At 38.4% G+C, this 25,148-nt stretch carries 22 protein-coding genes; 10 read left to right on the forward strand and 12 right to left on the reverse strand.

Annotation, left to right across the window (positions count from 1 at the left end):
* Nucleotides 1–92: 92 nt before the first annotated feature.
* The 4 genes from GAB14E_RS08755 to GAB14E_RS08740 all read right to left on the reverse strand — a co-directional run bounded on the left by GAB14E_RS08755 (nucleotide 93) and on the right by GAB14E_RS08740 (nucleotide 3,679).
* Nucleotides 93–950 (reverse strand): DUF4097 family beta strand repeat-containing protein, encoded by an 858-nt coding sequence (locus GAB14E_RS08755; protein WP_033082929.1) that lies wholly within the window; start codon nucleotides 948–950, stop codon nucleotides 93–95.
* A 33-nt stretch (nucleotides 951–983) separates the two neighbouring features.
* Nucleotides 984–1,850: a HEAT repeat domain-containing protein gene (locus tag GAB14E_RS08750; RefSeq protein WP_033082930.1), complete on the reverse strand. Its 867-nt coding sequence runs from the start codon at nucleotides 1,848–1,850 to the stop codon at nucleotides 984–986.
* Nucleotides 1,850–2,398, reverse strand: a complete 549-nt coding sequence (locus tag GAB14E_RS08745; RefSeq protein WP_033082931.1) for an RNA polymerase sigma factor — start codon at nucleotides 2,396–2,398, stop codon at nucleotides 1,850–1,852. Before GAB14E_RS08745 ends, GAB14E_RS08750 begins: the two co-directional genes overlap by 1 nt.
* 366 nt (nucleotides 2,399–2,764) lie before the next feature.
* A complete protein-coding gene (locus GAB14E_RS08740; protein ID WP_033082932.1) occupies nucleotides 2,765–3,679 on the reverse strand; it encodes a LysR family transcriptional regulator in 915 nt (304 codons plus the stop codon).
* Between the two features lie 116 nt (nucleotides 3,680–3,795).
* Here GAB14E_RS08740 and GAB14E_RS08735 point away from each other — a divergent pair, with 116 nt between their 5' ends.
* Together GAB14E_RS08735 and GAB14E_RS08730 are read left to right on the forward strand one after the other, a co-directional pair.
* Entirely contained in the window at nucleotides 3,796–4,356 is a 561-nt protein-coding gene (locus GAB14E_RS08735; RefSeq protein ID WP_033082933.1) for a carboxymuconolactone decarboxylase family protein, read from the forward strand.
* A 45-nt stretch (nucleotides 4,357–4,401) separates the two neighbouring features.
* Complete coding sequence (locus GAB14E_RS08730; RefSeq protein WP_033082934.1) at nucleotides 4,402–4,938, forward strand: redoxin family protein; 537 nt, start codon at nucleotides 4,402–4,404, stop codon at nucleotides 4,936–4,938.
* A 642-nt stretch (nucleotides 4,939–5,580) separates the two neighbouring features.
* Here GAB14E_RS08730 and GAB14E_RS08725 read toward each other — a convergent pair.
* The gene (locus GAB14E_RS08725) at nucleotides 5,581–7,038 is read right to left on the reverse strand and encodes an MBL fold metallo-hydrolase (RefSeq protein WP_033082935.1); all 1,458 of its coding nucleotides are present in this window, start codon (nucleotides 7,036–7,038) and stop codon (nucleotides 5,581–5,583) included.
* Nucleotides 7,039–7,117: 79 nt separating this feature from the next.
* Nucleotides 7,118–8,581 (reverse strand): MBL fold metallo-hydrolase, encoded by a 1,464-nt coding sequence (locus GAB14E_RS08720; RefSeq protein WP_033082936.1) that lies wholly within the window; start codon nucleotides 8,579–8,581, stop codon nucleotides 7,118–7,120.
* A gap of 207 nt (nucleotides 8,582–8,788) precedes the next feature.
* Between GAB14E_RS08720 and GAB14E_RS08715 the strand changes: the two genes are divergently transcribed.
* Nucleotides 8,789–9,484, forward strand: coding sequence for a response regulator transcription factor (locus tag GAB14E_RS08715; protein ID WP_033082937.1), 696 nt, complete (start codon nucleotides 8,789–8,791; stop codon nucleotides 9,482–9,484).
* 41 nt (nucleotides 9,485–9,525) lie between these two features.
* Nucleotides 9,526–11,301, forward strand: coding sequence for a sensor histidine kinase (locus GAB14E_RS24205; RefSeq protein WP_052093777.1), 1,776 nt, complete (start codon nucleotides 9,526–9,528; stop codon nucleotides 11,299–11,301).
* A 231-nt stretch (nucleotides 11,302–11,532) separates the two neighbouring features.
* On the opposite strand, the gene GAB14E_RS08710 is transcribed toward GAB14E_RS24205, so the two are convergent.
* The 3 genes from GAB14E_RS08710 to GAB14E_RS08700 form a co-directional block, all read right to left on the reverse strand.
* Entirely contained in the window at nucleotides 11,533–14,043 is a 2,511-nt protein-coding gene (locus tag GAB14E_RS08710; RefSeq protein ID WP_033082938.1) for an ABC transporter permease, read from the reverse strand.
* Between the two features lie 34 nt (nucleotides 14,044–14,077).
* Nucleotides 14,078–14,770 (reverse strand): ABC transporter ATP-binding protein, encoded by a 693-nt coding sequence (locus GAB14E_RS08705; RefSeq protein ID WP_033082939.1) that lies wholly within the window; start codon nucleotides 14,768–14,770, stop codon nucleotides 14,078–14,080.
* 107 nt (nucleotides 14,771–14,877) lie between these two features.
* Nucleotides 14,878–16,197, reverse strand: coding sequence for an efflux RND transporter periplasmic adaptor subunit (locus GAB14E_RS08700; RefSeq protein WP_033082940.1), 1,320 nt, complete (start codon nucleotides 16,195–16,197; stop codon nucleotides 14,878–14,880).
* Nucleotides 16,198–16,443: 246 nt separating this feature from the next.
* On the opposite strand from GAB14E_RS08700, the gene GAB14E_RS08695 reads away from it, so the two are divergent.
* Together GAB14E_RS08695 and GAB14E_RS08690 are read left to right on the forward strand one after the other, a co-directional pair.
* Nucleotides 16,444–17,907, forward strand: a complete 1,464-nt coding sequence (locus GAB14E_RS08695; protein ID WP_033082941.1) for a sigma-54-dependent transcriptional regulator — start codon at nucleotides 16,444–16,446, stop codon at nucleotides 17,905–17,907.
* Complete coding sequence (locus GAB14E_RS08690; RefSeq protein WP_033082942.1) at nucleotides 17,897–19,273, forward strand: sensor histidine kinase; 1,377 nt, start codon at nucleotides 17,897–17,899, stop codon at nucleotides 19,271–19,273. The genes GAB14E_RS08695 and GAB14E_RS08690 overlap by 11 nt, the downstream gene beginning before the upstream one ends.
* 22 nt (nucleotides 19,274–19,295) lie before the next feature.
* Here the strand turns inward: GAB14E_RS08690 and GAB14E_RS08685 are convergent, their stop codons facing one another.
* Both GAB14E_RS08685 and GAB14E_RS08680 read right to left on the reverse strand, forming a co-directional pair.
* Nucleotides 19,296–20,369, reverse strand: a complete 1,074-nt coding sequence (locus GAB14E_RS08685; protein WP_033082981.1) for an ABC transporter substrate-binding protein — start codon at nucleotides 20,367–20,369, stop codon at nucleotides 19,296–19,298.
* Between the two features lie 117 nt (nucleotides 20,370–20,486).
* A complete protein-coding gene (locus GAB14E_RS08680) occupies nucleotides 20,487–21,473 on the reverse strand; it encodes a WD40 repeat domain-containing protein (protein WP_033082943.1) in 987 nt (328 codons plus the stop codon).
* Nucleotides 21,474–21,657: 184 nt separating this feature from the next.
* On the opposite strand from GAB14E_RS08680, the gene GAB14E_RS08675 reads away from it, so the two are divergent.
* The 4 genes from GAB14E_RS08675 (at nucleotide 21,658) to GAB14E_RS08660 (ending at nucleotide 24,577) form a co-directional block, all read left to right on the forward strand.
* A complete protein-coding gene (locus GAB14E_RS08675) occupies nucleotides 21,658–22,122 on the forward strand; it encodes a hypothetical protein (protein WP_033082944.1) in 465 nt (154 codons plus the stop codon).
* 159 nt (nucleotides 22,123–22,281) lie between these two features.
* The gene (locus tag GAB14E_RS08670) at nucleotides 22,282–23,145 is read left to right on the forward strand and encodes an alpha/beta hydrolase (RefSeq protein ID WP_033082945.1); all 864 of its coding nucleotides are present in this window, start codon (nucleotides 22,282–22,284) and stop codon (nucleotides 23,143–23,145) included.
* Between the two features lie 37 nt (nucleotides 23,146–23,182).
* Nucleotides 23,183–23,998, forward strand: a complete 816-nt coding sequence (locus tag GAB14E_RS08665) for an alpha/beta fold hydrolase (RefSeq protein WP_033082946.1) — start codon at nucleotides 23,183–23,185, stop codon at nucleotides 23,996–23,998.
* A 6-nt stretch (nucleotides 23,999–24,004) separates the two neighbouring features.
* Nucleotides 24,005–24,577, forward strand: coding sequence for a nucleotidyltransferase family protein (locus GAB14E_RS08660; RefSeq protein ID WP_052093779.1), 573 nt, complete (start codon nucleotides 24,005–24,007; stop codon nucleotides 24,575–24,577).
* 23 nt (nucleotides 24,578–24,600) lie between these two features.
* On the opposite strand, the gene GAB14E_RS08655 is transcribed toward GAB14E_RS08660, so the two are convergent.
* The gene (locus GAB14E_RS08655; protein WP_033082947.1) at nucleotides 24,601–24,990 is read right to left on the reverse strand and encodes a Cd(II)/Pb(II)-responsive transcriptional regulator; all 390 of its coding nucleotides are present in this window, start codon (nucleotides 24,988–24,990) and stop codon (nucleotides 24,601–24,603) included.
* Between the last annotated feature and the right edge of the window lie 158 nt (nucleotides 24,991–25,148).

Here is a 25,148-nt window from a genome sequence, read left to right on the forward strand (position 1 = left end):
TTTAGGGGTTGCCACAATCAACCATACTTTGATATTAATTATTTGTAGGGGGTGATTTATGCGAGCATACAGGTATTACATCGCCAACACGTCTATTTTTCTTTTCGGATATACAGGTTACCGCTATAACTAGTTAATGATAATACTTGTCCTCCACCATTAACTTTCGCCTGCATTATGCCACCAAGCATAATCTTCTGTTTTTGACCTTTTTTATTTTTCTTGATTTCATCAATGACAACAAAGTCCTTATCTAGACCTGAAAATATTTCACCTCGGTAGGTTTGTACATTGACGTTAGCGGCAACTTTTTTTGCTAAAGTAATATCAACATTACCCATATGGCTTGTTAATGAAGAAGGGCTAGTTTTGGCCAAATTAGAAAAACTAACCACAATGTCAGTTCGCGCCGTTTCAGCAACAATTGGACCTAAAATATTTTTTGCTATTATCATTCCGCCATAGGCTTCAAGCTCTAAACCACCACTAATACCATCAATGTTAATATCGCCACCTTTATGTAACTCCACCTCTATCGATGAGCGTTGTGGCACTTTAATCACTAAATCAACATGCTGATTTGAAAATTCACTGCTAATTTCTACGTCATTATTATCTTCTTCAATCTCTAATCGCATCGACTGGCTTTTAACACTCTTCAAACCTTTGTTAGACCGTGTTGGGTTATTATTACTTATTGGCGCCTTCACTTTTTTAAGGTCGTTATCTTTACCTGAAAAGGGCGATGTTTTTGCACTTATTTCAATGGTGTCACCTTTATAACCAACAAGAGTAATACTTCCTCGATAAACTTCAATATCAATTGAAACCGGCTCTCCAGGCTTAGATAAAGCTAAGCTATAATTTTTTTCTGCTGCGCTCGCTAATTGAATGCTGCCCGCTAACATCGCGATTAATGTTAAAGATAAGGTTGTTGATAATTTGTTCATGGGTTACTCCTAAATTTGAAACTAAAAATAAAACTAAATAAATGAAGCCATTGATTGCGCTTTAATAAATTCTTGTACTTCGGGTTTTAATTGTTGTTGATTTGCTTGCTCAGTTAATAAGGCTTTTATCTCGACTGAGCCATAGTTAAGCAACAAGCGACATAACTCTATTTGTACTAATAAATTTTCTTCCTTCGTGGCCAACGTGAGAAGTTGTTGCTCGAATGAGCCAAAAAACTTTAATTCGCCTAGGCTATTGATTACGGCTAGTCGTACCGAGGTTGATTTATCTCGCGCTAATAGCTTAATAAGTTGTTCAACAAGTAGCGGATTTGATAAATCAGTTTGCCGACTATAAGCAACACCTGAAAGACGTTCACTGGCCGAGTCTTTTTGCAACATAGACATAGCAAGCACTGTTGTTAACGATGATATGTCTTCTTGTAAGCCACTGTAGGCTGCACTATTTTTTTCATTATTCGGTGTTTGATTTAAATTAAAGCCAAGCACAAAAACCAAGGTTAACGTAGCAAACTGGGCAATCGGTGTTGGCATAAACCAGCTTTTAACTTTATCCATCAAGGAATGCGACGGCGCTTTTGAAGATCCGCTATAGCCGCTTAGTGGCTGGGCTATTTCTTGCTGGGCATCATACTGTTCAGGACTATGTTGTTGAGCACTCTGCGCTCTAGATAACATTTGATAAAAGTTAGCATCTAACTTATCTGACGGTATAACCAGCGGCTTAACATCACGTGTCCAGAACTGCTCTATAAACAACAACTCTTCTTGTAGCTGACTGTTCTGCTCAAGATAGCTTTGCAATTCTTCGCTTAGCTCACTGTTGTCATTATTGGCTAATGAAGCAATTTTCCAATCGATAATTTGTTGATTTGTCATTAGCTATTTTCTCCCACTAATTGTTGATAACTCAGCTGTAATTTACTTATCGCATTTCGCATACGAGACTTTAAAGTATTTAAATTGCAATCTAATAAGCTCGATATTTCTTGATAATTCAATTGTTGAAATCGACTGAGCAGTATAATTTCTCTATCTTCAGGCGAAATACTGGCTAAGGATTTTTTAAAAATGGCACTCTGCTGCTTCGCTTCAAATTCTTCACCTAAGGTTTGTGCATTAGTTAACTCTTCATCGTCCATATCACAGTTCAGCGCTTGATTTTTATTCTTACGGTAATGCTCTGCAACCGTATTTCTAGCAATACCATACATCCAAGATTTAAAGGTACTGCTACCATTAAAATTAGTGCGATAGGCAAGTATTCTCATAAAAGTCTCTTGCACCAAATCTTCACTTAACGCACGGTTATTACCTCTACGTATAAAGTAATTAAAAAGTTGCACCTTATTATTTTCAAAAAGCGTGGCAAGTTTATCTAACTGTCCAGCTTTGACTTGAAACATAAGTTCTTTTTCATCGAACATTGAGTTGTTGTTCCTATTACTCAGCTTAAACGTTAAGTTTCACTGCTAATTATTGTGTTGATAGTTATTAATACGTGATTTATCAGAAAAGGTTGATCAATAATTTACTTTTTTTAATGAAGTGTTTTTAGATAAAGTGTTTTGATTGATTATTTAATGGGGATGGTGATGGAATAAATTTAAAATATTAATGACTCATCAGAGACTTGAGTTCAATCGATGCAAGCAATTTATTAGTTAAAATCGAGGTACAACGCGGTCTATTTTAAGACCATTCCCCACTTTATAAATTAGTCCTGTTTGCTAATTTTCATCGCAAAAGTGCCCGCAGAATAGAACGAGAAACAGAATGATATGGTGTATCAACTAAGCTTGTTTATGTGAATGAAGAACAGGTTCTTGTAAATATGCATCCTTCATATAATTAATAAAACAACGAACCTTTAACGGAATATAATTATTCTGAGGATACACCGCATTGATAGGGAATTCGGTAGGGACAAAATCTGCCATAATGTTCACCAAATCACCACTATCGAGTAGCGGCTGAATAAGCCAGTTAGGCATCACAGCAATGCCAATGCCTGACATCACACATTCTAAAATAGCGTCACTACTATTAGACTGCATAGAGCCTTTCACTTGAACACTAACCTCTTTACCTTGATGAGCAAAGTGCCAAATGTTCGTTGTTGCCAGGTTGGTATATACCAAGCAGTTATGTTCTTTCAACTCGTAAAGGTCACGGGGCGCTGCGTGTATTTTTACATACTCTGGACTGGCAACAATAACACGCGGACTACTACCCAATTTTCTGGCAACTAAGTTGGAATCGGCCAAATGACCAATGCGAATAACCAAGTCAAAACCGTCACCTAACAAATCTATTTTGCGATCGAGGAAACTCAGTTCAATACTGATATCGGGATAGGTTTTCATAAATTGTGGCAGATAGGGAATGATATGTATTCGGCCAAAGGCCACTGGCACATTGATGCGTAAATTTCCTTTGGGTTTCAATGTGTAATCTTTAGTCTGCGCTTCAGCTTCTTCCACTTGGTTTAAAATAGATAAGCAATGCTCATAATAATTAGCGCCGATCTCAGTTAATAACACCTTTCGGTTGCTTCGTGTTAATAAAGTTGCCCCTAACCGTGTTTCTAACGCTGATATCTTCTTACTAATTGAAGATTGAGTCATGCCCATTTCTAAGGCAACCGCAGTAAAACTACCTAATTGAATAATCCGAACAAAGATCCTCATCGCGATTATTTGATCCATACAGTCACCCTAACATTCCATTTTGGAATAAATAGTATTCCATAGTCGATATTTATTTTCCATATAAGAATACTCATAATCTATACATCGAAAACAAATCAAACGAGATTTAAACAATGGACAATTTCAAAAAATATAATCAAGACAACTCTCCTCAGGATGCTGTAGACACCATAACCACGGTTACAAAGAACTTTGGTTTTTTACCTAATTTAATCGCCCATATGGCCGGTTCTCCGGTATTGATAAAGTCCTATATGGCCATAGGTGAATTTTTTTCTAGTGGCTCTTTGACTGCTACTGAACAGCAGGTGGTATTGATGACCATTAATCGTTTCCATGAATGCCGCTATTGCATGGCAGGTCATACCATGGTGTCAGAAATGACCGGGGTAGATATGGCTGCAATCAATGCTATTCGTGATGATCAACCCATTGGCAATCAGAAACTGGGGGCATTACGCGGCTTCACCCTAGCCATGGTTGAACAAAGAGGCAAGCTATCTCAAGCACAATTTAACGTATTTTTTGATGCCGGTTACACCGAAGAAACAGTATTGGAAATAATCGCTGCTGCGGCCTATAAGACCATGAGTAATTATACTAACCATATCGTCGGAACAGTTACTGACGCTGCTTTTATCAACAACAAATGGTCACCGATAAACGAGCGTTAAACGTCAGACAGCAATAATAATTATTTGAGTAAAGAGGAAAGAAAGATGATAAGTGAAAAATTTAAGGCTGGAGATTTATTTCCAAAAATTAAACTGAATACTTTAACCGGTATTGAGGTTGAAATCGGCAAGCCAACTCAAGGCAAAGATTGGCAAATGGTGGTGGTTTATCGTGGTAAACATTGCCCAATGTGTACCAATTATATGAAACAGCTAGAACAACTTAAGGACAAATTTTATCACCTAGGAATCGATATTATTGCGGTTTCTGCAGACGATGAAAGTAAAGCGTTGGCGCACAATCAAGAAATGATCCTAAGTTTTCCCGTTGCTTATGGTTTATCCATTGAACAAATGAAACAATTAGGTTTGTATATTTCTAACCCTCGTTCGCCGAAAGAAACCGACATCCCATTTGCAGAGCCTGGTATTTACGTGATAAATGAACAAGGTCAAGTACAGGTAACCGATATTTCTAACGCCCCATTTGCTCGACCAGATCTTGAAACTTTAGCCGGTGGTTTAACATTCATTCGTAATCCAGAAAACAATTACCCAATACGGGGAAAATTCGAACAATAGCACTGAAAAGTCAGTAATGATTAACCATTAAAAAAGGATAAAAACATGTTATCCATTAAAAACAAACTTAGCTTTGTTGTTACTTTTCTCATTTTATTAGTGAGTGTTATCAGCAACGCCAAATAAGCGGAACATATCAATAAAGTCGCCAATAATGTCTATGCCTATGACAGCCAGAAGGCTGAAGGACTCATAAAATATTAGTAGTGGTCAAGTAATGTTTGCGGCAATTAATCGCTAATATTATTTAATAAAGCCTCATTGACACATACTCTCCGAGGCTTTATTACTCATGCACCTCCATTTACAGGTCAGCTTATCGGCAATAGTCGACACTTCCATTGAAGTCACAAACGTTGATGTATTTACAAGTATAAAACACAAATCACATTAATACGCTGTTAAATCCTAAAGGAGATCTGTGCCCCTTTCCGCCTTAGGAGCTAACTTGCTAACGCCCCCCTTTGTCGAGATAGAACTTAAAATCACTTTTACCACGCTACTAACATTATCGACTATCTTTTATTAGTTCTTTTTGACAGTTCTTTTTGACAATTCTGGCAACAAAGAGGTTATATGCAGGGTTCAAAACTCTACTTCCGTTGTGCGGGGTAAATACGATATCTTTGTATAAACATCGGATCACATAAGGGCATCATAGGTTTTATTCATCACTTCAATAGAGATGTTGTTATTACTATGGTGACCTACAATTCGACGGAGCTTAAGCTGTTTACTTCGAACAAAGTCAATAAAGGTTTTTGTATAGCTTGGTAATTCCTTGGCAATGGTATTGTCGAAAGCAACGTCCAAGAAGTCGGCTTGATAAATGATCCAGCTCTCTTTGAAATAGGCAAAACTTTGTCGTTTAGAATGAGCGTTATCCAATACGTAAAAGCGTACACCATCCATCAATTGATCATGTTCAATGGTTTGAAATTTAAATGTTGCGATGTCGTTGGCAAAGGGTGGATATGCGTTAATGGCATCAATACTATAAGCATCAGCACGGATCACAATACCTCGTTTAGCATAAGCTGGAAGCCCTGCAATATGATCACTGTGAGGGTGGGTCACATAAACTGAGGTGATTTTCTTGCTTGGAAACTGGTCGTAAATAAGCTCAATGGTTTGTTCTGCTAGCTCTGCACTGATAGGGGCACCAAAAACCATAATTTCATCACCATTGACTTTAAATAAGCTATTACGCCAAGCTGATGAGTCGGTAACAAGGTAAAGGTTTTTTGCAATTTCGCTTGAGACTAGAGTTCTGTCTCGTTTAGAGATAATGGGGCCATATCCTTGGGGAATTGCAAGTTTGGCAGGATCAATTTTCTCAATGACGTCCAAGCTTGCAATGCGTTTTATAAACGTCGGCGTCATGTCACCATTAGTATATTGCACAATAGAGCGAGCGAAGCTTATACCATTAGTAGTTTTATAATCATCATAAAAATAGATACGGCGCATTGATTTGTTGTTAAGCGATAACAAGCGGATCGGACTACCACCAAAAACATATTCTACAACGTTATCATCAGCAGATTTATGTATTAGAGTTGTTTTCCCAGATATTTTATCCTGATGAAGTTTAATGGTTTCCTTAGTATTGGTTTCCTCTAGTAGGGGCCTTACCGCGAAAAAATCGACATTTATCACAATAAGATCTTTAAACCCCTTATAGTCATCCATGTTTTGCCTGACAACCCGCTTTCCATAAGGTACTCCGTTCTTTGCATACCGGAAGCTGTCAGTATCATTTTGGAAATGTACTTCATCAAGTTTGCGACCACCGGAATAATTATGTATCACATTTTCAAAATAATGTTCTTGTTCAATATCGAACTCCGTGACCTTAAATGCCGTATATCTGTTGGGTGCTTGATAATCCCATGAGCTAAACGCAGCATTATGCCCTAAATATAAATAATTATGGGTCATTGAAAAAGCTGTGATTGGCTGTGTTTTTTGGTAATGATTTTTGAGCTTAGCGACAAACTCTTCAGCCTCGCCTGCCCAAGCCGCGGATATCGTGCTTGTGCATAATGTCATGCTAGCAAATGCAAATATTAAGACATAACGCGTTAGGTTTACTTTCATAAGGTGTTCCATATTTTTTAATAGTTTTACCGCAACGCGGTTAGGTCCTTATTTTTAGATTGGCAGTCACACCTTGGTGTCACATAAGGGAATCATAGGTTTTATTCATCACTTCAACAGAAATATTGTTATTTTGGTAGTTACCGACAATTCGGTTGATCTTAAGCTGTTTACTTCGAATAAAGTCAATAAAGGTTCTGGTGTAATTGGGTATTACCTTAGCAATGGTATTATCGAAAGCAATGTGAAGAAAGTCTGATTGAAAAATAATCCCACTGTCCTGAAAGTGAACAAAGCTTTGTCGCTTTGAATGCATATTTTCCAACACATAAAAATTCGCGCCATCAATGATTTTCTCATGTTCAATAGTGCGGAATTTGAATTTAGCGATGTCGTCAGCAAATCCTGCATAAGCTTTGATCGCAGCAATACTATATTCATCGGCAAGTATTTCGATACCCTTGTCAGCATAGACATTGAGACCATCAATTGCATATCCATGAGGATGGGTTACATAAACTGAAGTGATTCTCTTTGTTGGAAATTGTTCATTAATAAGTTTAATCGTTTTCTCCGCTAACGCGGGATATCCACTACCACCAAACAGCATAATTTTATCGCCATTGACTTTAAATAAACTATTGCGCCAAGCAGAAGAGTCGGTAACAAGATAAAGATCGGCTGCAATCTCTTCTGATACGAGAATGCCATCACTTTTGGCAATTTCAGGACCGTAACCTTGTGGCAATCGAAGTTTGACAGGGTCCACTTGCTCAATAACCTCAAATTGATCAATAAACTTTATGTAGGCTGGTTCTGTTGCTCCTTCAGGGTTTGAGTGTACGGATCGCGCAAAAGTGATGCCTCTGGTCGTTTGATAATCATCGTAGACATAGATTGCGGACGTTCCTTTATTGTTGATCGATAAGAGTTGCAACGGATTATCTCTAAATTCATAGTAGATAACACTCACATCATCACTACCAGAAACTTTATGGATGAGGGTTGTTGTCCCTGAATTTATTTCTTGTTTAAGGGTAACATTACCCTCAATATTGTTTTCCTCAAGCAGAGGCCTTACCGCCAGAAAGTCAACATTCATGAGAATATAAGGTATAACTCTATCAAAATTTCCCATACCTTCATTGAAATAACGTTTACCAAAAAAGCTGCCATTCGTTTCATAGTAATAGCTCTGTGTATCATTTTGGAACTGAATCCTGTCGTTTACCAGACCACCTGGAGAGTAAAGTAAATCACTATCGGCAAAATGCTTTTTTACTAGGTCAATCTCGATCATTCTTTGTGACATGACTCTATCGGGTGTTTGATAGTCCCAATATTCACTTTCCCTATATCGTTTGTTTAAGAAGTGATAGCTCAGTGAGAAGGCGTTAATTGACTGTGTTTTTTGATAGTGAGTTTTGAGCTTAGCGACAAACTCTTCAGCCTCGCCTGCCCAAGCCGCGGGTATCGTGCTTGTGCATAATGTCATGCTAGCAAATGCAAATATTAGTGCATAACGTGTGAGGATGACTTTCATAGGGGATTCCATTGTTTGAGTTGTTCTCTTGTATAGCTAATGTAGAACTCTACTTAACGTTAAAACAGACATGATTTGTAAAAATGTGAGGCATGGAATTTTACAAAAGTTTACATGCGGTTTTGCCGAAATCCTGTATTTTGTACAATTAGCGGTATAATAGCGCTGAAGAAATAATAAAAGCACCAGTAGTAATAAGGCAATAATTTGAGTATCAAACCTAAACTTCTTATCGTTGAGGATGAGCCCATTATTTTAATGGGGCTTACCGATCTATTTGTTTTCCACGGTTATCACGTGGAAAGCGAAAGTGATGGAAAAAAAGGCCTAACTCGGGCATTAGATGGACAATATGCCTGTATTATTCTGGATGTCATGTTGCCTACACTTAATGGTTTTGAAATATGTAATACGCTAAGGCAACATTCTCGTATTCAACCCATTATGATGCTAACCGCAAAAAATTCAGAAGAAGATATTATTAACGGCCTAACCCTTGGCGCAGACGATTATGTCGCAAAGCCGTTTTCAACGTCTGAACTGGTATTGCGTGTGAATGCTTTGGTTAGGCGTTCAGGGTGGACCGGAACAGATAAGAGTATAGTATTAAGCTGCGACGTTTCTATTTGTACACAAACATTAACAGGTAATTCTTACCAACAAGATACAAAATACACCCGTCGTGAAGTAGACATTTTAGCTTATCTGCAGCGTCAACTTAAGCCAGTTTCCCGCGATGAGCTACTCAAGGAAGTATGGGGTTATAAAAATACTAGTGATATCGATACGCGAACGGTTGATATACATATCGCAAAAATTCGCAAGAAAATAGAAACCGATCCCAAATCTCCCAAGTATTTAGTCACCCACAGAGGGGAAGGGTATCAGCTTTATGTTGTTTAATGTGTTGTCTATTATATTGTTTAATATTGTGAGTATTTAAGATGCAATCCTCAGATAAGCGTTTCCTTAATTATACTCAGCGTTTGCGTCGATTACGCTTTTTAGCAATCAGTTTTTTGTTGTTTTTATTAATCCCTCTTGGGGCGCTTCTATATTTCGGTTTTCAGCAAATCCAAAATAATTTACTGGCCGAATATCAGCAAGAATCAAGTAACCTGGTTCAGATAATTAATAGAAAATTGTATAAAAAACTGACATTTACCAACACACTATCGATGGACGCCTTTGATTATTATCAACAAGTGTATAATCCGGTCACAAGGCAGACACAGCAGGTGTTATCGCCTCTCTCTAAGTTAAATCTCTTACAGTTAAACGCTGAACAACCAATCAGAGGATTAGTTGGCTACTTTCAATATGACAGCAAAGGAAGATTTAATAGCCCAATCTGGCCATTCTCTTTACCGGATAATAGTCTATCTGAAGATAATACCGACAAGGCTGATCAGCAGGAATTTGAACCCGAATTAGTTGAGCGCAAAAAAGCAGCATTAAAAATTTACCAGATCCTGTCCCAATCAAAGGAAATACAACAAATGATTGAGCAAGGATATGATAAAAACAATCACTTTTTTAATGTTCTTTTTGATATACCAGATTATTTTATTTTTTATCGAATTGCCTCGGCTGCAGAGCAAAGTCGATTGCAAGGGTATCTGGTAAAGCGCAATCCTTATTTAAGTCAACAAATCACTGATATATTGGAACAGAGACGCTTTATTAGTCCAGTATTAGTTAAGCTAGAGGCTGTTAAGCATTCCCGTCAGGTAGAGTTTTTTTTCTATGAAAACTTAACTAAGGATTCAGTCAAAGTAAGTCAGCCGTTACAGGGCGACAAGCTTTTTGAACAGCAAACCATATACAATGCCAGCCTTCGCTGGCCTTATGTTGGTTATTCAGTGTCCCTATCAACAAGCTCGTTACCTATGACGCCAGCGATGGTCTATAGCGGCATTTTTATTATTATTCTGATCATTGCAATATTGTCTGCTTGTTATGGTTTTTATCAATTGGGGGTTAAACAATTGGCATTGGCGGAACAAAGGCTTAACTTTGTTTCTTCAGTCAGCCATGAGTTAAAAACGCCGTTGACCTCAATTCAAATGTATTCGCAAATGCTCAAAGAGGGAACCGTAATTTCTGAAACACACCAGCAAAAATATTTCGAGTTTATCTATGGTGAAAGTGAACGCCTTACGCGGTTAATCAATAACATATTGCAGTTATCTACACTTAGCCATCAGCAGCAAAATGTACAGCCAGAATATACGCCGCTGACAGTTTTAGTGGATATTATTCGCTCTAAAACCTCGTCGATAATTGATAAGAATGCTTTTCAACAAAACATGATTGTGGAAATAGCCGACGCCGAGCATACACAGGTATTAGTTGAACAAGATGCTTTTTCTCAAGTGGTCATCAATATTACAGACAATGCCGTTAAGTTTTTTGATTCAGAGCAGATCAATAACCCCAGTCGAAAAAAAATTGATTTTATATTTCGCCAGCACCCTAAACATAATAACCTGATACAACTGGAAATTCGGGACTATGGTGAAGGTGTAACTGAGCAGCAAGAAAGCAAAATTTTTGAACTTTTTTATCGTGGCGGCAATGAATTAACCCGGACCACACAAGGGACGGGAATAGGACTAGCCTTAGTTACTGAGCTGGTTTTGGCACAGCAAGGGGAAATTAAGGTAGAAAGAAAAAAACCTGGACTTGCTATGCTACTTTCATTTCACGCTAAATACTGATTAATTAAAATGAGTTAGGGTGAATACCCTCTTCTACTTTGCTCATGAAACGGTCTAAATTAGAGTAAAGATTTAAGACGCTATGTGCCCCAAAGCACCATATAAACTTAGCTTTGCCTCATTGTACCCAAGAAGGAAATTTCTTAGGGTCAACTAACAATAATAACCACACGGCAATGAAGGTTAATCCAACTGCCGCGCACTTATTATTTATTTAGCTAAATTTAACTATTATTCATACCTCAATGCTTTGATTGGATTTTTCCGCGCTACTTTCGCGGCGTTAGCACCAACGGTACTCCAAGCAATAATCAATGATAATAAACCTACGCCCAAACAAATAGGTATCAGCCAAATAGCACTTATGCGATAAGGAAATATTTCTAACCAAGTCAACATCAAATAAGCAGCTATAGGCCAAGCAATTAAATTTGCCAACACTACAGGCTTGGAAAATTGCCAGATAAGTAAGGCCACAATGTCTTTGACACTAGCACCCATCACTTTTCGAATACCAATTTCTTTGGTTCTTCTTTCTACGGTAAAAGCAGATAAACCATACAAACCTAAACACGCTATCACGATGGCAATGAATGAAAACACCAAGAACAACTGTGCTGTGGTTAATTCATCATGATATTGTGCCGCCATCATTTCGCTTAAAAACTCTAAGTTAATCGGTTGCATAGGCACGTTAGTCTTCCACACACCTTCAATGGCGTTAATCAAATTAGGTACATTGTTACTAGTAAAAGAGATGTTTGCTACACGAAATCGTTGTGGGTTAAGCGTATAAACCGAGGCTCTTACACCAAACTTAATCGAACGAAAATAAATATCAGGAATAACACCAACAATGGTTAAATGTTGCTTGCCACGAACATTAGTTGCCAAGGTTTTGCCTACTGCATCTTGAGCATTGCTAAAACCAAACTTTTTCAGAGCCGAACTATTAAGTACCACGCTTGCTTGGCCCACCTCACCTTTGGCGACTTTTTTTATAGTATCAGTACCAAAGTTTTCATCAAACAAACGACCTGCTAGCGGCTTGACTTGATAGGCTTCAAAAAAGCCATAACCCATATTATGGTAATTAACTAACTGAGCTTCGTTAGCAACACCATTGGCATGTGGCTCCAATAATTTGAAATTATTATTATTTTCATTATCTTGTGATGGTGCTTCAGAAGAAAAAACTACACTGGTTACTTCAGGTAAGTTTAATAATTCTTGCGTTAAACTCGGTAAATTATCTTGTGCGGTGCGAATATTAAGTACCAGTTTATTATCACTTTCATAACCAACCGCCATATTATTAGAGAAGATCGTTTGACCATAAACCACCAAGGTTGATATCACTAGAATAATGGAAGTAGCAAATTGAAAGACTACCAAGACACTTCTAAATTTTGCCGAACTTTTCGACTCAACACTTTTACTCGACTGTAAAATTTTTCCCGGTAAAAAGCGTGATAAATAAAGTGCCGGATAAATACCTGCACCAATGCCGACACAAATAGCTAGACCAACTAACATCAACAATAAGCTGGGTTCATCAAATAAATGTAAGGCTAATTCTTTACCTAATACTTCATTATAAAAAGGTAATACTAGCTCTACTGCCACCAAAGCAAATAGTAATGACAACAGAACTAAGGCTATAGCCTCACCTAAAAACTGTATCGCTACTTGTGTTCTGCTCGCACCTAGCACCTTTCGGATAGCAACTTCGCGCGCTCTTTTACTGGCTTTGGCAGTAGAAAGGTTCATAAAATTAATACAGGCAATCAATAACACTAAACCAGCAACAATAATAAAGGTGGTGATCATTTTACTATCACCCATCGGTGTTAAATCACCCATATTTCCTGCCTGGCTTTTGGCATGTAGATGCAAGTCGGTCACCGGCATAATACGCTGTTTAACAAAATCGCTCACTTTCTTACCTGAAGCTTTTTCACCTAAAATATTCACCAGCATGTCAACTAGCGGGCTTTCATTATTCATCCAAAAGGTGATGCGTTCTTGTAATTGTTGTACATCAATACCCGAATTTACTTTGAAGTAAGTATAAACATTAAGGCTAGTCCAGGTATGTAGGGTACCGTCATTTTCACCAAACAAAGCCGGTTGTAAATAAACAATCATATCGGTATTTAAATGAGTCGCATCGGGTAAATCTTTTATAACTCCAGTAATCGTCAGGGTTGTGGTATTACCGGCGATACAACAAATAGTCAGCGTTTCGCCAACCGCATCACTTTTACCAAAATATTTATAGGCTAACTCTTCAGTGATAACCAAATCCATGGGTTTGTTAAAAGACGATTCTTTTGAGCCATGAATAAAAGGCAAATCAAAAAGGTTAAAAAAGCTGCCATCAACCATAGTAAATTGTTCTGGAAAGGCATCTTCATTTTGTCTTACCGTCAAATCAAACTGAATAAAACGCACACCGGTTTCAACTTCATTCTTAGCATAATCTCGTATCGCTGGCATCATACTGCCAGCCGACCGTACAGTTTCAAACGGTTCTTGATTAGGCATCGAATAAGCGGTGTGCATGCGTACTAATTGGTCATGATCTTTAAGCCAGGTATCAAAGCCCGTTTCTTGGCGGACAAATAGCATAATTAAAATACAGCTCATTAAACCTATACTTAAACCAAAGATGTTAATAACCGAAAAAATACCGTTTTTAATGATATTGCGCCAAGCGGTAATAAGGTAATTGTGAAACATAAAACTCTCCTAATGCTAATTACATTAATTAAGGTTAAGCCGTTTGCTCGGCCGCTCGAACACTCTGGGCAACCACATGACCATCAAATAAATTAATAGTGCGTCTGGCATAATCAGCATGTGCTGGGCTATGAGTCACCATAACTATGGTGGTACCTTCATCGTTAAGTGCTTGCAGCATTTCCATCACTTCTTGACCGTGAGCACTATCTAAATTACCCGTTGGTTCATCGGCTAATATCATTTTTTGGTCGCCAACCACGGCTCTAGCAACGGCAACACGTTGTTGCTGACCACCCGATAACTGGCTAGGCAAGTGCTTGGCACGATGGGCGATACCAACCTTATCCATCACCTTGTCAACTTTAGTTTTGCGCACTGCAGCGGGGATGTTGTGATAAATTAGCGCCAGTTCAATATTTTCAGCAACGGTTAATTCATCAATTAAATTAAAGTTTTGGAAGATAAAGCCAATATTTTTCTTACGAATACCTGACAGCTGTTTTTCAGAATAACCGGCAACATTTTCACCATCAAAAATGTAGTCGCCACTACTCGGCGAGTCCAACATACCTATGGTATTGAGTAAAGTAGATTTACCACAACCTGACGGGCCCATGATGGCAACAAATTCACCTTGGGCTATTTCAATATTTACATTGTTCAAGGCTGATGTTTCTACGTCTTCCGTTTGATAAATACGGGTTAAATTGTGTAGTTTTAGCATGTTGTATCCTTTGCTCTTTATGAGTCTTTTAGTGTTTGTTTCAATCGTTAAATTTGTTTGGTATTTTTGTATGAGCTTTTTAAATAAGTGTCCTGTTGCTATGACGCTTATTGAAAGTTCAGTCGTTGCATATCTTGATAGCTACTATAAGGACTAGTGACAACTTGCTCACCTAATTCAAGACCTTCAATAACTTCGATGAATTGGTTGTTGCGTCGACCTAAGCGCACATTACGCTTCATTGCTTGGCTGCCATCGGCACTAACCACAAATAGCCACTTGCCGCCTGTATCTTGATAAAAGGCACCATTGGGGATCAACATGGCTTCACTGGCGTCGCCTAGAGTCAGCTTAATTTGAATGGTTTGTCCACGGCGTATGCCTTTAGGTTGTTCTGTGACAAATTTAAAATCGACTTCAAATTGTCCGTTTTGTACTTGTGGATATACTTTGGCAATTACTAATGAATAATTTTTATAATTCGCCGTTTGACCAATATCAACACGGCCTAAATAAAACTCATCAATAAAAGCGGTCAGCTTGTAATCGTTAGGCGTATCTATTTGACCAAGGCGCTCGCCACGCGCAATGCTTTGCCCAACCTCAACATTAAAGCCAGATAAAATACCGGCAACTGGCGCTTTAATATTCATGTTATCTAGGTTTTGACGTGAGATGGCTAAGTTACTTTCTAAGCGAGTACTGGTGTCCTTTAAAAACGCCAATTGCTCACCTTGCATACGGGCATCTGATTGCTGACTTTCAAGGGTTAACGCCAAACGATCTTTATACCAAATAAGCGTATCTTCGCTATCTTCTACTTGTGTCTTGGTAATTGCGCCAGTCGCGATCAAGGACTGTGAACGCTTAACTTGACGGGTTAACAACTTAATTTGGTGTTTAATATCGATAATATTACGCTTATGTTGCAAGCGGTTTTGCTCTAGATTTAACTCAATAGTTCGCATATTATTTAGCTGCTCGGCTACGCGTGTTTCATTACCTAAAGCACTGAGTTGCAGTGATGCACTTGATAGTTCTACGATAAGGTTGCCAGCGGTTAAATTAGCGCCATCTTCCACCAGTATTTTTTCAACACGGCCACCTTCTATCGCATCTAAATAAACCGTTTTTGCTGGAGTGACTCGACCACGAATAGGGATGAAATCTTCAAAAATTCCTGAAGTTACTTGTGACACCACTATGCGACTATTGTCTACCGATAAAACTTTACCCGTGCTTTTGTTGGCGATCATATAAGCCGCAAAAGCGACGATTAACATGATCATGGTAAAACCTAGCCATTTTTTCATTGGGCTAGCAGTTGTGGAAATTTTACGATCCATGCCGGAAACGGCTTTAGTTACAGCAGTGAGCGGCATGGCATTTTTGATTGAATCAGTTTTTGTCTTGTTTACTTGGGTCATATTAACCTGTCATTAAGAAGTATTAGCTTAAGCCAATAGATAAACTTAACATTAACAATCCAATAATCGTTCCAACTTGTAATTACATGTTTTTATTATTGTTTATAAACTTAGGATAAAATAACTCTGATTAAAACTGTACGTTTATGAACAGTAGGTGTACGTTAATGAACACTTTGCGCATTGGTGTTAACTAAAGTACTATCAAAAAAACTATGCACAAACCTATTAAGAGGAAGTTTTAGCGTGAAAAAAGAAGGCAAGATTCTCATCGTTGATGACGATGAAGATATTTTAACCGCGGGTAAATTATTGCTAAAACGCCATTTTTCACAAATAAGCACCTGCAATGTGCCTGAGCATATTCCTCAATTTATTAACGATCAGCATTTTGACGCCATTATCTTAGATATGAATTTTGGTCCTGGTGAAAGCTCTGGCGCCCAGGGCTTTTATTGGTTACAGAAGATATTAGAAATCAAGCCAGAAAGCGTCATCATCATGATTACCGCCCATGGTGGCGTTAATGTTGCGGTTGAAGCGATGAAGTTAGGCGCTACCGACTATATTGCTAAACCTTGGCAAAATGAAAAAGTTATCGCCACAATATCAACAGCGGTACTATTGGGTAGAAGCCGCAGTGAAGCACAAACTTTGCGTGAAACCAATAAAGTATTAGTGCAAGCAAGTAACTCGGCCAGCCAGCAAAATATGCTAGGTCAATCCCGAGCCATGAAACAGATACAATCGCTAATCTCTCGCTCTGCGCCAACCGAAGCCAACGTAATGATATTGGGTGAAAATGGCACAGGTAAAGAGTTGGTTGCCCGTGAAATTCACCAACAAAGCGCGCGTGCTCAGCACGTTTTTATGTCCGTTGATTTAGGCGCAATCAGCGAAACATTATTTGAAAGTGAGTTATTTGGCCATAAAAAAGGTGCCTTTACCGGCGCGCAACACGATAGAATAGGACGGTTGCAAGCAGCAGATGGCGGTACCTTATTTTTAGATGAAATAGGTAACTTACCCCTGCACCTTCAGGCCAAGTTACTCACAGTATTAGAGCAACGAAAAGTGACCCCGTTGGGTGAAAACAAAGCCATAGCGTTTAATGTCAGGGTAGTGTCTGCCACCAATTTAAAAGCAGAGGTTTTAAAAGATGAACAACGTTTTCGACCAGATTTACTCTTTAGGCTCAATACCGTTGAAATTAAGTTACCGCCATTGCGTGAACGTAGCGATGATATAGCAATCATTGCCCACCACTATGTTGATTTCTATGCAAAAAAATATCAGCAGCAAGGCAAGAGTATTAAACAGTTAAGTAATGAAGCTTTAGCGGCAATTACCACCTATGCTTGGCCGGGTAATATTAGAGAGCTGCGCCACGCGATTGAGCGAGCAATGATATTAAGCCAAGCAAGAGTACTTACCGCGGCTGACTTTCAACTTGATATTGTGACCACTGGTCAACAGAGCATGCCGGTAGATGAGCACGCATCTACGGCTACAACCACAGCGCCAGCAACGCAGACAGCTTTTACCGGCGAAACCCTACAGCAGCCAGCAGAGCTAAACTTAGAACAGATAGAGAAGAGTGCTATTGGCTTAGCACTTAAAAAACATCGATTTAATATTAGTCACACCGCCAAAGAGCTTGGTTTAACTCGCGCTGCCCTCTACCGCCGGATGGAAAAACATGGACTTTAAAAGGTTTTCACTGCTCATAGCTACCCGCACTATTCTAGCTATGTTAACGCTTATTTTTCTTACCCAAGCGGTTATGCATGAGGGTTATCACGCCACTATATTATTGTTATCGGTAGTGCTTAGCCTGCAGTTTTTTGAAATCATGCGTTTTATTTCAAAAACTAATGCCGAGCTAGTACGATTTTTTGATGCTGTACGCCATGCTGACTTTTCACAGCGCTTTGAATTGAAAGCACAGGGCGCAGGGTTTGAAGAATTAGGCGAAACCTTTACTGATATTTTAAAACGAATTCAAACAGTACGTTCAAAACAAGAGGCTGAATTACGTCATATCAAAGCCATTATTGAACATGTACCTGTGCCGCTATTAAGCATTGATCATAGTGGTAAAATCACTTTATGGAACAATAGCGTCAGGCGTTTATTCGGTGCAAATACGGTTACCCACATTGATGATATGGCGCAGTTTAATAAAGACTTTCCAAAAAAATTGCAGGGCATCTTAGCGGGTGAACGTACCCTAGTAAATATCACCATTGATGGTATGGAACACAAACTTATTGTCTCTGCCACTGAGATTACAACGGCAAGCAATCAAGAGACCTTGCTCAGTATGCAAGACATCCAAAGTGAGCTAGCCCTCGCTCAACTGCAAGCTTGGCAAGACTTGGTTAGTGTTTTAACACACGAGATTATGAACAGTATTACTCCGGTCGCCTCACTGGCAAAAACCGCAGTCGATTTAGTAGAAGATGTGCAAGAAAAAACTCAGAAATTACCAATAATTAGTGATGAGCTTTCTGAAGAATTAGCCGAAGACTTAGAGGATGTATTAGGAGCAGTAAAAACCGTAGCAAGACGCAGCGACGGCTTAATGCAGTTTGTCACCAGCTATCGTCGTTTAACACGCCTGGCCTCACCCAATAAAAAATTAGTATCAGTCGCGACTCTGTTTAACCATGTAACTGTTTTGGCTAAGCAGAATTGGCAAAAAAATGATATTGAATTAACTGCGAGTATTGTTCCACAGGCCTTAGATATTACTGTCGATAGCGATATGATCGAGCAAGTATTGCTAAATTTAGTATTAAACGCCGAACAAGCTTTAGCGCAAAGTACAGAACCTAAAATTTATCTGCATGCTTTCTTAAATGTTCGTGGTCATGTAGTCATTGAAGTTGCTGATAATGGTAAAGGTATTGAAGATGAAAACATGACACAAATATTTGTGCCTTTTTTCACTACCAAAAAAGAAGGTTCGGGTGTTGGCCTAGCCTTAACAAGGCAAGTGATGTTGGCTCATAATGGCAAAGTGGCGGTACGTAATAATGACCAAGGTGGTGCAACTTTTAGTTTAACTTTTTAGCCGTTTAAACCGCTTTATGAAATTAATCAACTTGTTCAACCAATTGTTGCATCAAGCTATATGAAAGTTGACTATAGGGCGGAACAAATAAATCAGCTCTAAACAAATTTGGATAGCGATCTAATAGTCCCCTACTGTCCAAGTTAACCGAGGCAGGTAACATTGAAAGCTCATCGACAATCCTCTGCTGTACTTTTTTACCAATGAAATAATTAGCAACAACTTCTGCAGCGGCTAGTTTTTCATTTTTTAGCCCTCGAACAAAATTAATGGTATCAAGCCAAGCTAAATGACCTTCTTCAAAATTAATTAACTGCCACTTACCGCCTTTATCATTTTGACTTTTTATCTCTGGTCCCCAACTAGATACTATTTCAAGATCTTCACTGAACTGAGTTGAACTTTGCCAAAATCCGCCGGCATTATTGTAGAACTGCTTAAATTTATTGAGCAAAACGCCCTGCTTTGAAAGCAAAACTTTTAATGCACTACGATCATTTTTTTGTGCTAATTGCTCTAAATAAAAGGGAGGGTAGTCTAACGCTTGCAGTGTTAAACCAACGTTATACCAAAACTGTCCTTGATTTAGTGAGAACTTATTACGCCACTTAGCCGACCATAAATCTTTTACCGATTTAGGTATGTCCTGCTGCTTAACTTTGTTGGTATCTACATAAAAACCATAAATACCTCCGCCCCAAGGGATATATAGTGGTTTGCCTGCTTGCATTCCCATGGGTATTTGGGTGAGATTTGCATCGAGGTTTTTATAGTTACTTAATCGAGGCGAGTTAATATCTATGGGTTGTAACAGTTTGGAGATCTGCTCACCATGCATTTTAATAAAAAAAAGCGTTAGAAAAGTAATATCACATTGTTTTTTTCTGATCACCGAAAACATTTGATCGGCATCTTCAGCTTGCGTGGCTAAAACTTCGACCTTATAGTTATAACCCTTATCTGCTAATATTTTATTTACTTGCGTTATATTTTCAGTCGTCACATAACCTGGCCAAGTGAAAATTCTAAGTTTTTCTACAGCGAGTAACTGAAAAGATGAAAGTATAAGAATACTAAATAATATTAGTTTACTCACCACAGCAAGCCCCTCAATGAACACTTATTTATTCAGTATAGAAGCCTCTATAATTAAAGCTTCGCTATTTCACAGACAAAGCCACTGTAGCTTAAGTGGCTTGCTTTTCTGCTAGTTCTATTTTTTATTATTAACAGTGGGTAGCTGCCAATGTTCAAACAAACCATCGCTGTTAGTGGTCACCGCTTTATCTTGATCTGAATAAGCAACGCTTAGTACTGATGATCGGCCCCGAGTCATTTCAGATTGCCACTGGGCGACTAAAACACCATCAGATACTCGCCACAGTTTAACAATCTGTTTAGGGGAGCCAGTTAACAGCAACGAGTTATCACTTGAGAATATTGAATCATTGAACTCAAAAAAGCGTAGGTTGGTATCTAATTCAGCGATTACTTTTCCTGTTGATAAATCCCAAAAAGTGCGATCTTTTATCGCATCAAGGGTAAAACCAACCTTACCATCACTACTTATGCTGACATGATTTACTCTCGACCCATGGGAGAATTCATGCACATTTTCTCCCGTAGCTGTTTGCCAAACGTGTGCTTTTTTATCACTTGAGCCAGTAAACGCTATTGCGCCATCATCTGACAAACTCACCGAATTGATATCTAATCTATGTTTGTCAAAAGTACTGACTTTATTACGCTTAACATCAATAATGCTGGCTTTACCATTGCGAAATCCTAATAATATTTTACTGCCATCAGCAGAGATATCCATATCATTAATGATATTACCTTCAACACCCCACTCACCCAGTGGTTTATGACCCTGCACCGAATATAAACGCACTGTCACTTGATTAGACACTAAATAAAATTTATTGTTTTCACTAATATCAAGCAATTCCATAAACTGGGCTTCATTACCTTTTAAGCAATGCAATGGCGATTCCACTTGGCTATTTTTCCATAAACAAACGGTTTTGCCATCAGCAACCAAATTTAACTGGCCGTCTTTAGACAATGCTGATGCTGTGATTATGTTATCGCTATGGCTTAACGCTAAAGCTGACTTACCTGTATGAACTTCTTGTTGGCTACAGCCCAACAGAGTTAATGCGCTTAGCGCGCTGATTAGCGTGATGACTTTTACCATAAAAAATATCCCTGAATAATTTTGCAACGAGCGAGGTAACTGCAGTGACTATAAACGATTATCGCCTTTGTCGAAAATAAAAAGCCTAAATCGATGCCCTAACAATACCTTAATAGGGCAACCACTAGGTTACTGAGTTCTTACTATGTATACTCACAAGTTATTGGTCAAAAAGGAAGTCACCATGGAAAGTATATCAAGCCAAAACACCCCATTATCACAAAGTACTGCAGCAACTACTCCAACTTCAGCCATGGCCAGTACACCAGCAGAGACGGCAGAAATTATTCTAGTTAAGAGCAAACAATTACAACCAGATAAAGTAGAAATTTCAACTGAAGCTAAAAATATATCAGCTGAAGAAAGAGACACTGAAGATAAAAAGAGCATAGACGCCAGTAGTTTAAGCGGTATTATGTCACTAGAGGAAGCTGCTGCCGCAGAAAAGGCCAATGAGAGTGATCTTGATAAAAGAATTCGTGAGTTATCGATGGAGATCCTCGAAATAAGTGTAAAAATTCAACTACTACAAGATAAAGAAGATAAAGAGTCAGTAAAAGAGCGACAAAAGCTTGAAGTAGACTTAGCCATGAAAAAAGGTGAACTTGAAGCCACTATGGATAGAAAATTACAAGAGGCTGCTTTATAAAGTGAACATTCAAACGATATGATTGTCATAAATAATCAGCAAGTTAACATAGATTTTAGCGAATCAAACAGATAGTTAGATAATCACCATATAAAACTAACAATCATTAATACTAAGCCCTGCATTAGCTATTCAACAACAAAAACAAGGAATGTATCCATGAAAATTACTGTCATATTTTTACTTTTTTTACTCTCTGGTTGCGCAGTAAATATCACCGCAGACTCTTTTATTTATCAAGATGATAAAGTAGAAGCTCAACTGAATTTAAAAGAAATTAGAGGCAAGGTTATCCACAATGCAGCGCTGATTGATATTTCTGAAGTTGTCCTCACCACACAAGAAGGCTCGGTACTTAAAGGCGTGAAACTTTTACGCCAAAATGCGGTTATTAACATTATCCTTTTTGGTGGTAGTGGCATGAAAATAAGCCAGTCTGCTGGCATTTTGAATCATTTCGCATTATTGCCTGTTAATGTTCTTTGGTTTGATTATCGTGGTGTAGGGGTGAGTGAAAAAAATCGTGCCATAAATGTTGTCGACTTGCAGAATGATGCGCTTAATATCTTCGATTTTGCCAATAAAAACCTACCCGACAATATACCAACGGCCATTCATGGTTTATCAATGGGCTCCTTATTAGCAAGTTATATAGCAAGTGAACGCACTATTGATGGTTTGATTCTTGATGGCGCCATTAGTACTGTACCTGAGTTGATTGAACAGGTTGTACCAAGTTGGTCAAAGTTATTTTCGACGGTAAAAGTATCTCCAGAATTAGCAAAAATTAATAATGTTGAGCTGATTAAAGAATACAGCAAACCTCTACTGTTTCTTGCCGGCAGTGAAGATAGCACTACTCCGGTTAAGTTTGCACAAGAGTTATTTGATGCAGCCAGTAGCCAGGATAAAACACTAGCCATTATACCTGACACTGAACATGGTAAAACCATGAAAAAAGATGCTGCAATTAAAGCTTATGCCACTTTTATTAAAGGGTTAACTTGTTGTAAAAATGGCTAATCAGCATTAACACAAGTGAGCAGGAGTTCTGTATATAATGAAGTTTCAACAATATGGTGATAATTCAGGCAGTTTAGTTGTGTATTTTCACGGCACACCTGGGGCAATAACAGAGTGCTCATTGTTTGATGATTATGCCAAACAACATAAGCTCAATATTATTTGCTTTGATCGCTTTGCCATTGATTCAGCCATTCGAGGCCGAGATTATTACCAAGCTATTGCCAACACGATTAAGGATAAAGCCAAGGATAAGCAATTCGATTTTATCGGTTTTTCCATAGGTTGCCATGTCGCCATTGAGGTAAGTAATTTACTTGGCGAGCAGATTGATAATTTACATCTAGTGTCAGCTGCGGCACCACTTGATTCAGGTGACTATTTACCTGATATGGCTGGCGGCGCAGTATTTAAACTCGCCATGAATTACCCCTTCATTTTTCGGGCCTTATCTTATTGGCAATCACTACTGGCTCAAATTTCGCCAAAACTATTATTTGCCATGCTTTTTGCCAGTGCCCGCGGCGAAGATAAAAAACTGTCACAGCAACAAGATTTTAAAGACTATATCAATCCGGTATTAGCAAGTGTCTATACTTGCCAACTCAATGGTTATCTAAGAGATGTTAGTCAATATGTAAGCCCTTGGACAGAGTCACTTAAGTTATGTCCAGCCAAGACACATTTATGGCATGGCAGTGATGATAACTGGTCACCTTTGCCTATGGCAGAGTATTTAGCTGAAAATATTAGTAGCTGCTCGAAAGTAAACACCCTAGGCGGTGCCTCTCATTATTCCTGTTTATTTAATGCAGCAGAAAAAATATCGACTCAATTAGGTAATAAAATATAATGCCTTATGGATAAAAACACTCAAAAACCAACTCAATTAACTACACAGCTAATTTCTCAATTAATGACGCAAGATTCATTGCGCTTGCAAGCCTTAGAGTCTGTACGTGTACTTGATTTACCTGATGGCTATATTGCCGCCGGTTTTGTTAGAAACTTAGTCTGGGATCATTTGCATCATAAAGCCTTACCAAGTCCTTTGAACGATATTGACGTTATTTATTTTGATTTAGATGAAAGCCATATAAATAAATACAAAGACTATCAACAAGCACTCAACATTATGATGCCAGAGGTAAATTGGCAGGTAAGAAATCAAACTTTGATGCATAGCCGAAATGGCGACCAGCCTTATAAAAGTAGTCTGCATGCCATGAGTTATTGGCCAGAAAAGGAAACAGCAGTGGCGATACGTAAATTACCTTCAGGGGATTTTGAATGTATTACCGCATTCGGCTTTGAATCGCTATTTAATTTGCAGCTAACTCATAACCCCAAACGAGAAAAATCGGTATTTGAACAACGTATTAAATCAAAAGCTTGGCTTAAACATTGGCCCAAGTTAACACTTACTCCGTAGTTAATAAGTAGCCACTAACTTACTTATTCTTGCTGAAGGTTCTTTAAAATCTGACAATCACCAACCTTATCATTAGGACAAGACGTCGCCAAAGCATGCAATGTTTTCTCTAACATCGTCAGCTCTGCAATAGTCGTTCGTACCTTCTCTAACTGTTGTGCAATTAAAGCATCAACTTCCTGGCACGATGACTTTTGATCAACTTGTACCGCTATCAGCGTTTTAATTTGCTCGAGTGGAATTTTCAACTCTCGACAGCGCCTAATAAATACCAAACGTTCAATGTCACTGGCCCGGTACTCTCGATAACCATTGTCATTCCGATAAGCCTCAGGCAACAAACCAATCTCTTCATAATAACGAATAGTTTTACTGGCGACATTGGTTGTTTTAGCAAGTTGGCTTATCTTCATATTCGCCTTAATGTGAGATTTCATATCAATTTTACACCTCTTTCATAACTGTATTCATACACTTACTCATACTTGACTCATAAGAATTTTATTACTGCTATTTAACAGTTGACCTTACTGTTACTGGAAGGTTTATTATGCCGTCATTATAGCGCTAA

It is taken from the genome of Colwellia psychrerythraea (genome assembly GCF_000764185.1).
GTDB classification, from domain to species: domain Bacteria; phylum Pseudomonadota; class Gammaproteobacteria; order Enterobacterales; family Alteromonadaceae; genus Colwellia; species Colwellia psychrerythraea_B.

Excerpts from the sequence above, each read along its gene's own strand:
- GAB14E_RS08700 (WP_033082940.1), bottom strand. The coding sequence starts at position 16,197 with ATGACCCAAGTAAACAAGACAAAAACTGATTCAATCAAAAATGCCATG.
- GAB14E_RS08740 (WP_033082932.1), bottom strand. The coding sequence starts at position 3,679 with ATGGATCAAATAATCGCGATGAGGATCTTTGTTCGGATTATTCAATTA.
- GAB14E_RS08665 (WP_033082946.1), top strand. The coding sequence starts at position 23,183 with ATGAAGTTTCAACAATATGGTGATAATTCAGGCAGTTTAGTTGTGTAT.
- GAB14E_RS08730 (WP_033082934.1), top strand. The coding sequence starts at position 4,402 with ATGATAAGTGAAAAATTTAAGGCTGGAGATTTATTTCCAAAAATTAAA.
- GAB14E_RS08690 (WP_033082942.1), top strand. The coding sequence starts at position 17,897 with ATGGACTTTAAAAGGTTTTCACTGCTCATAGCTACCCGCACTATTCTA.
- GAB14E_RS08675 (WP_033082944.1), top strand. The coding sequence starts at position 21,658 with ATGGAAAGTATATCAAGCCAAAACACCCCATTATCACAAAGTACTGCA.
- GAB14E_RS08710 (WP_033082938.1), bottom strand. The coding sequence starts at position 14,043 with ATGTTTCACAATTACCTTATTACCGCTTGGCGCAATATCATTAAAAAC.
- GAB14E_RS08705 (WP_033082939.1), bottom strand. The coding sequence starts at position 14,770 with ATGCTAAAACTACACAATTTAACCCGTATTTATCAAACGGAAGACGTA.
- GAB14E_RS08750 (WP_033082930.1), bottom strand. The coding sequence starts at position 1,850 with ATGACAAATCAACAAATTATCGATTGGAAAATTGCTTCATTAGCCAAT.
- GAB14E_RS08680 (WP_033082943.1), bottom strand. The coding sequence starts at position 21,473 with ATGGTAAAAGTCATCACGCTAATCAGCGCGCTAAGCGCATTAACTCTG.
- GAB14E_RS08655 (WP_033082947.1), bottom strand. The coding sequence starts at position 24,990 with ATGAAGATAAGCCAACTTGCTAAAACAACCAATGTCGCCAGTAAAACT.
- GAB14E_RS08660 (WP_052093779.1), top strand. The coding sequence starts at position 24,005 with ATGGATAAAAACACTCAAAAACCAACTCAATTAACTACACAGCTAATT.
- GAB14E_RS08670 (WP_033082945.1), top strand. The coding sequence starts at position 22,282 with ATGAAAATTACTGTCATATTTTTACTTTTTTTACTCTCTGGTTGCGCA.
- GAB14E_RS08745 (WP_033082931.1), bottom strand. The coding sequence starts at position 2,398 with ATGTTCGATGAAAAAGAACTTATGTTTCAAGTCAAAGCTGGACAGTTA.
- GAB14E_RS08725 (WP_033082935.1), bottom strand. The coding sequence starts at position 7,038 with ATGAAAGTAAACCTAACGCGTTATGTCTTAATATTTGCATTTGCTAGC.
- GAB14E_RS08720 (WP_033082936.1), bottom strand. The coding sequence starts at position 8,581 with ATGAAAGTCATCCTCACACGTTATGCACTAATATTTGCATTTGCTAGC.
- GAB14E_RS08735 (WP_033082933.1), top strand. The coding sequence starts at position 3,796 with ATGGACAATTTCAAAAAATATAATCAAGACAACTCTCCTCAGGATGCT.
- GAB14E_RS24205 (WP_052093777.1), top strand. The coding sequence starts at position 9,526 with ATGCAATCCTCAGATAAGCGTTTCCTTAATTATACTCAGCGTTTGCGT.
- GAB14E_RS08755 (WP_033082929.1), bottom strand. The coding sequence starts at position 950 with ATGAACAAATTATCAACAACCTTATCTTTAACATTAATCGCGATGTTA.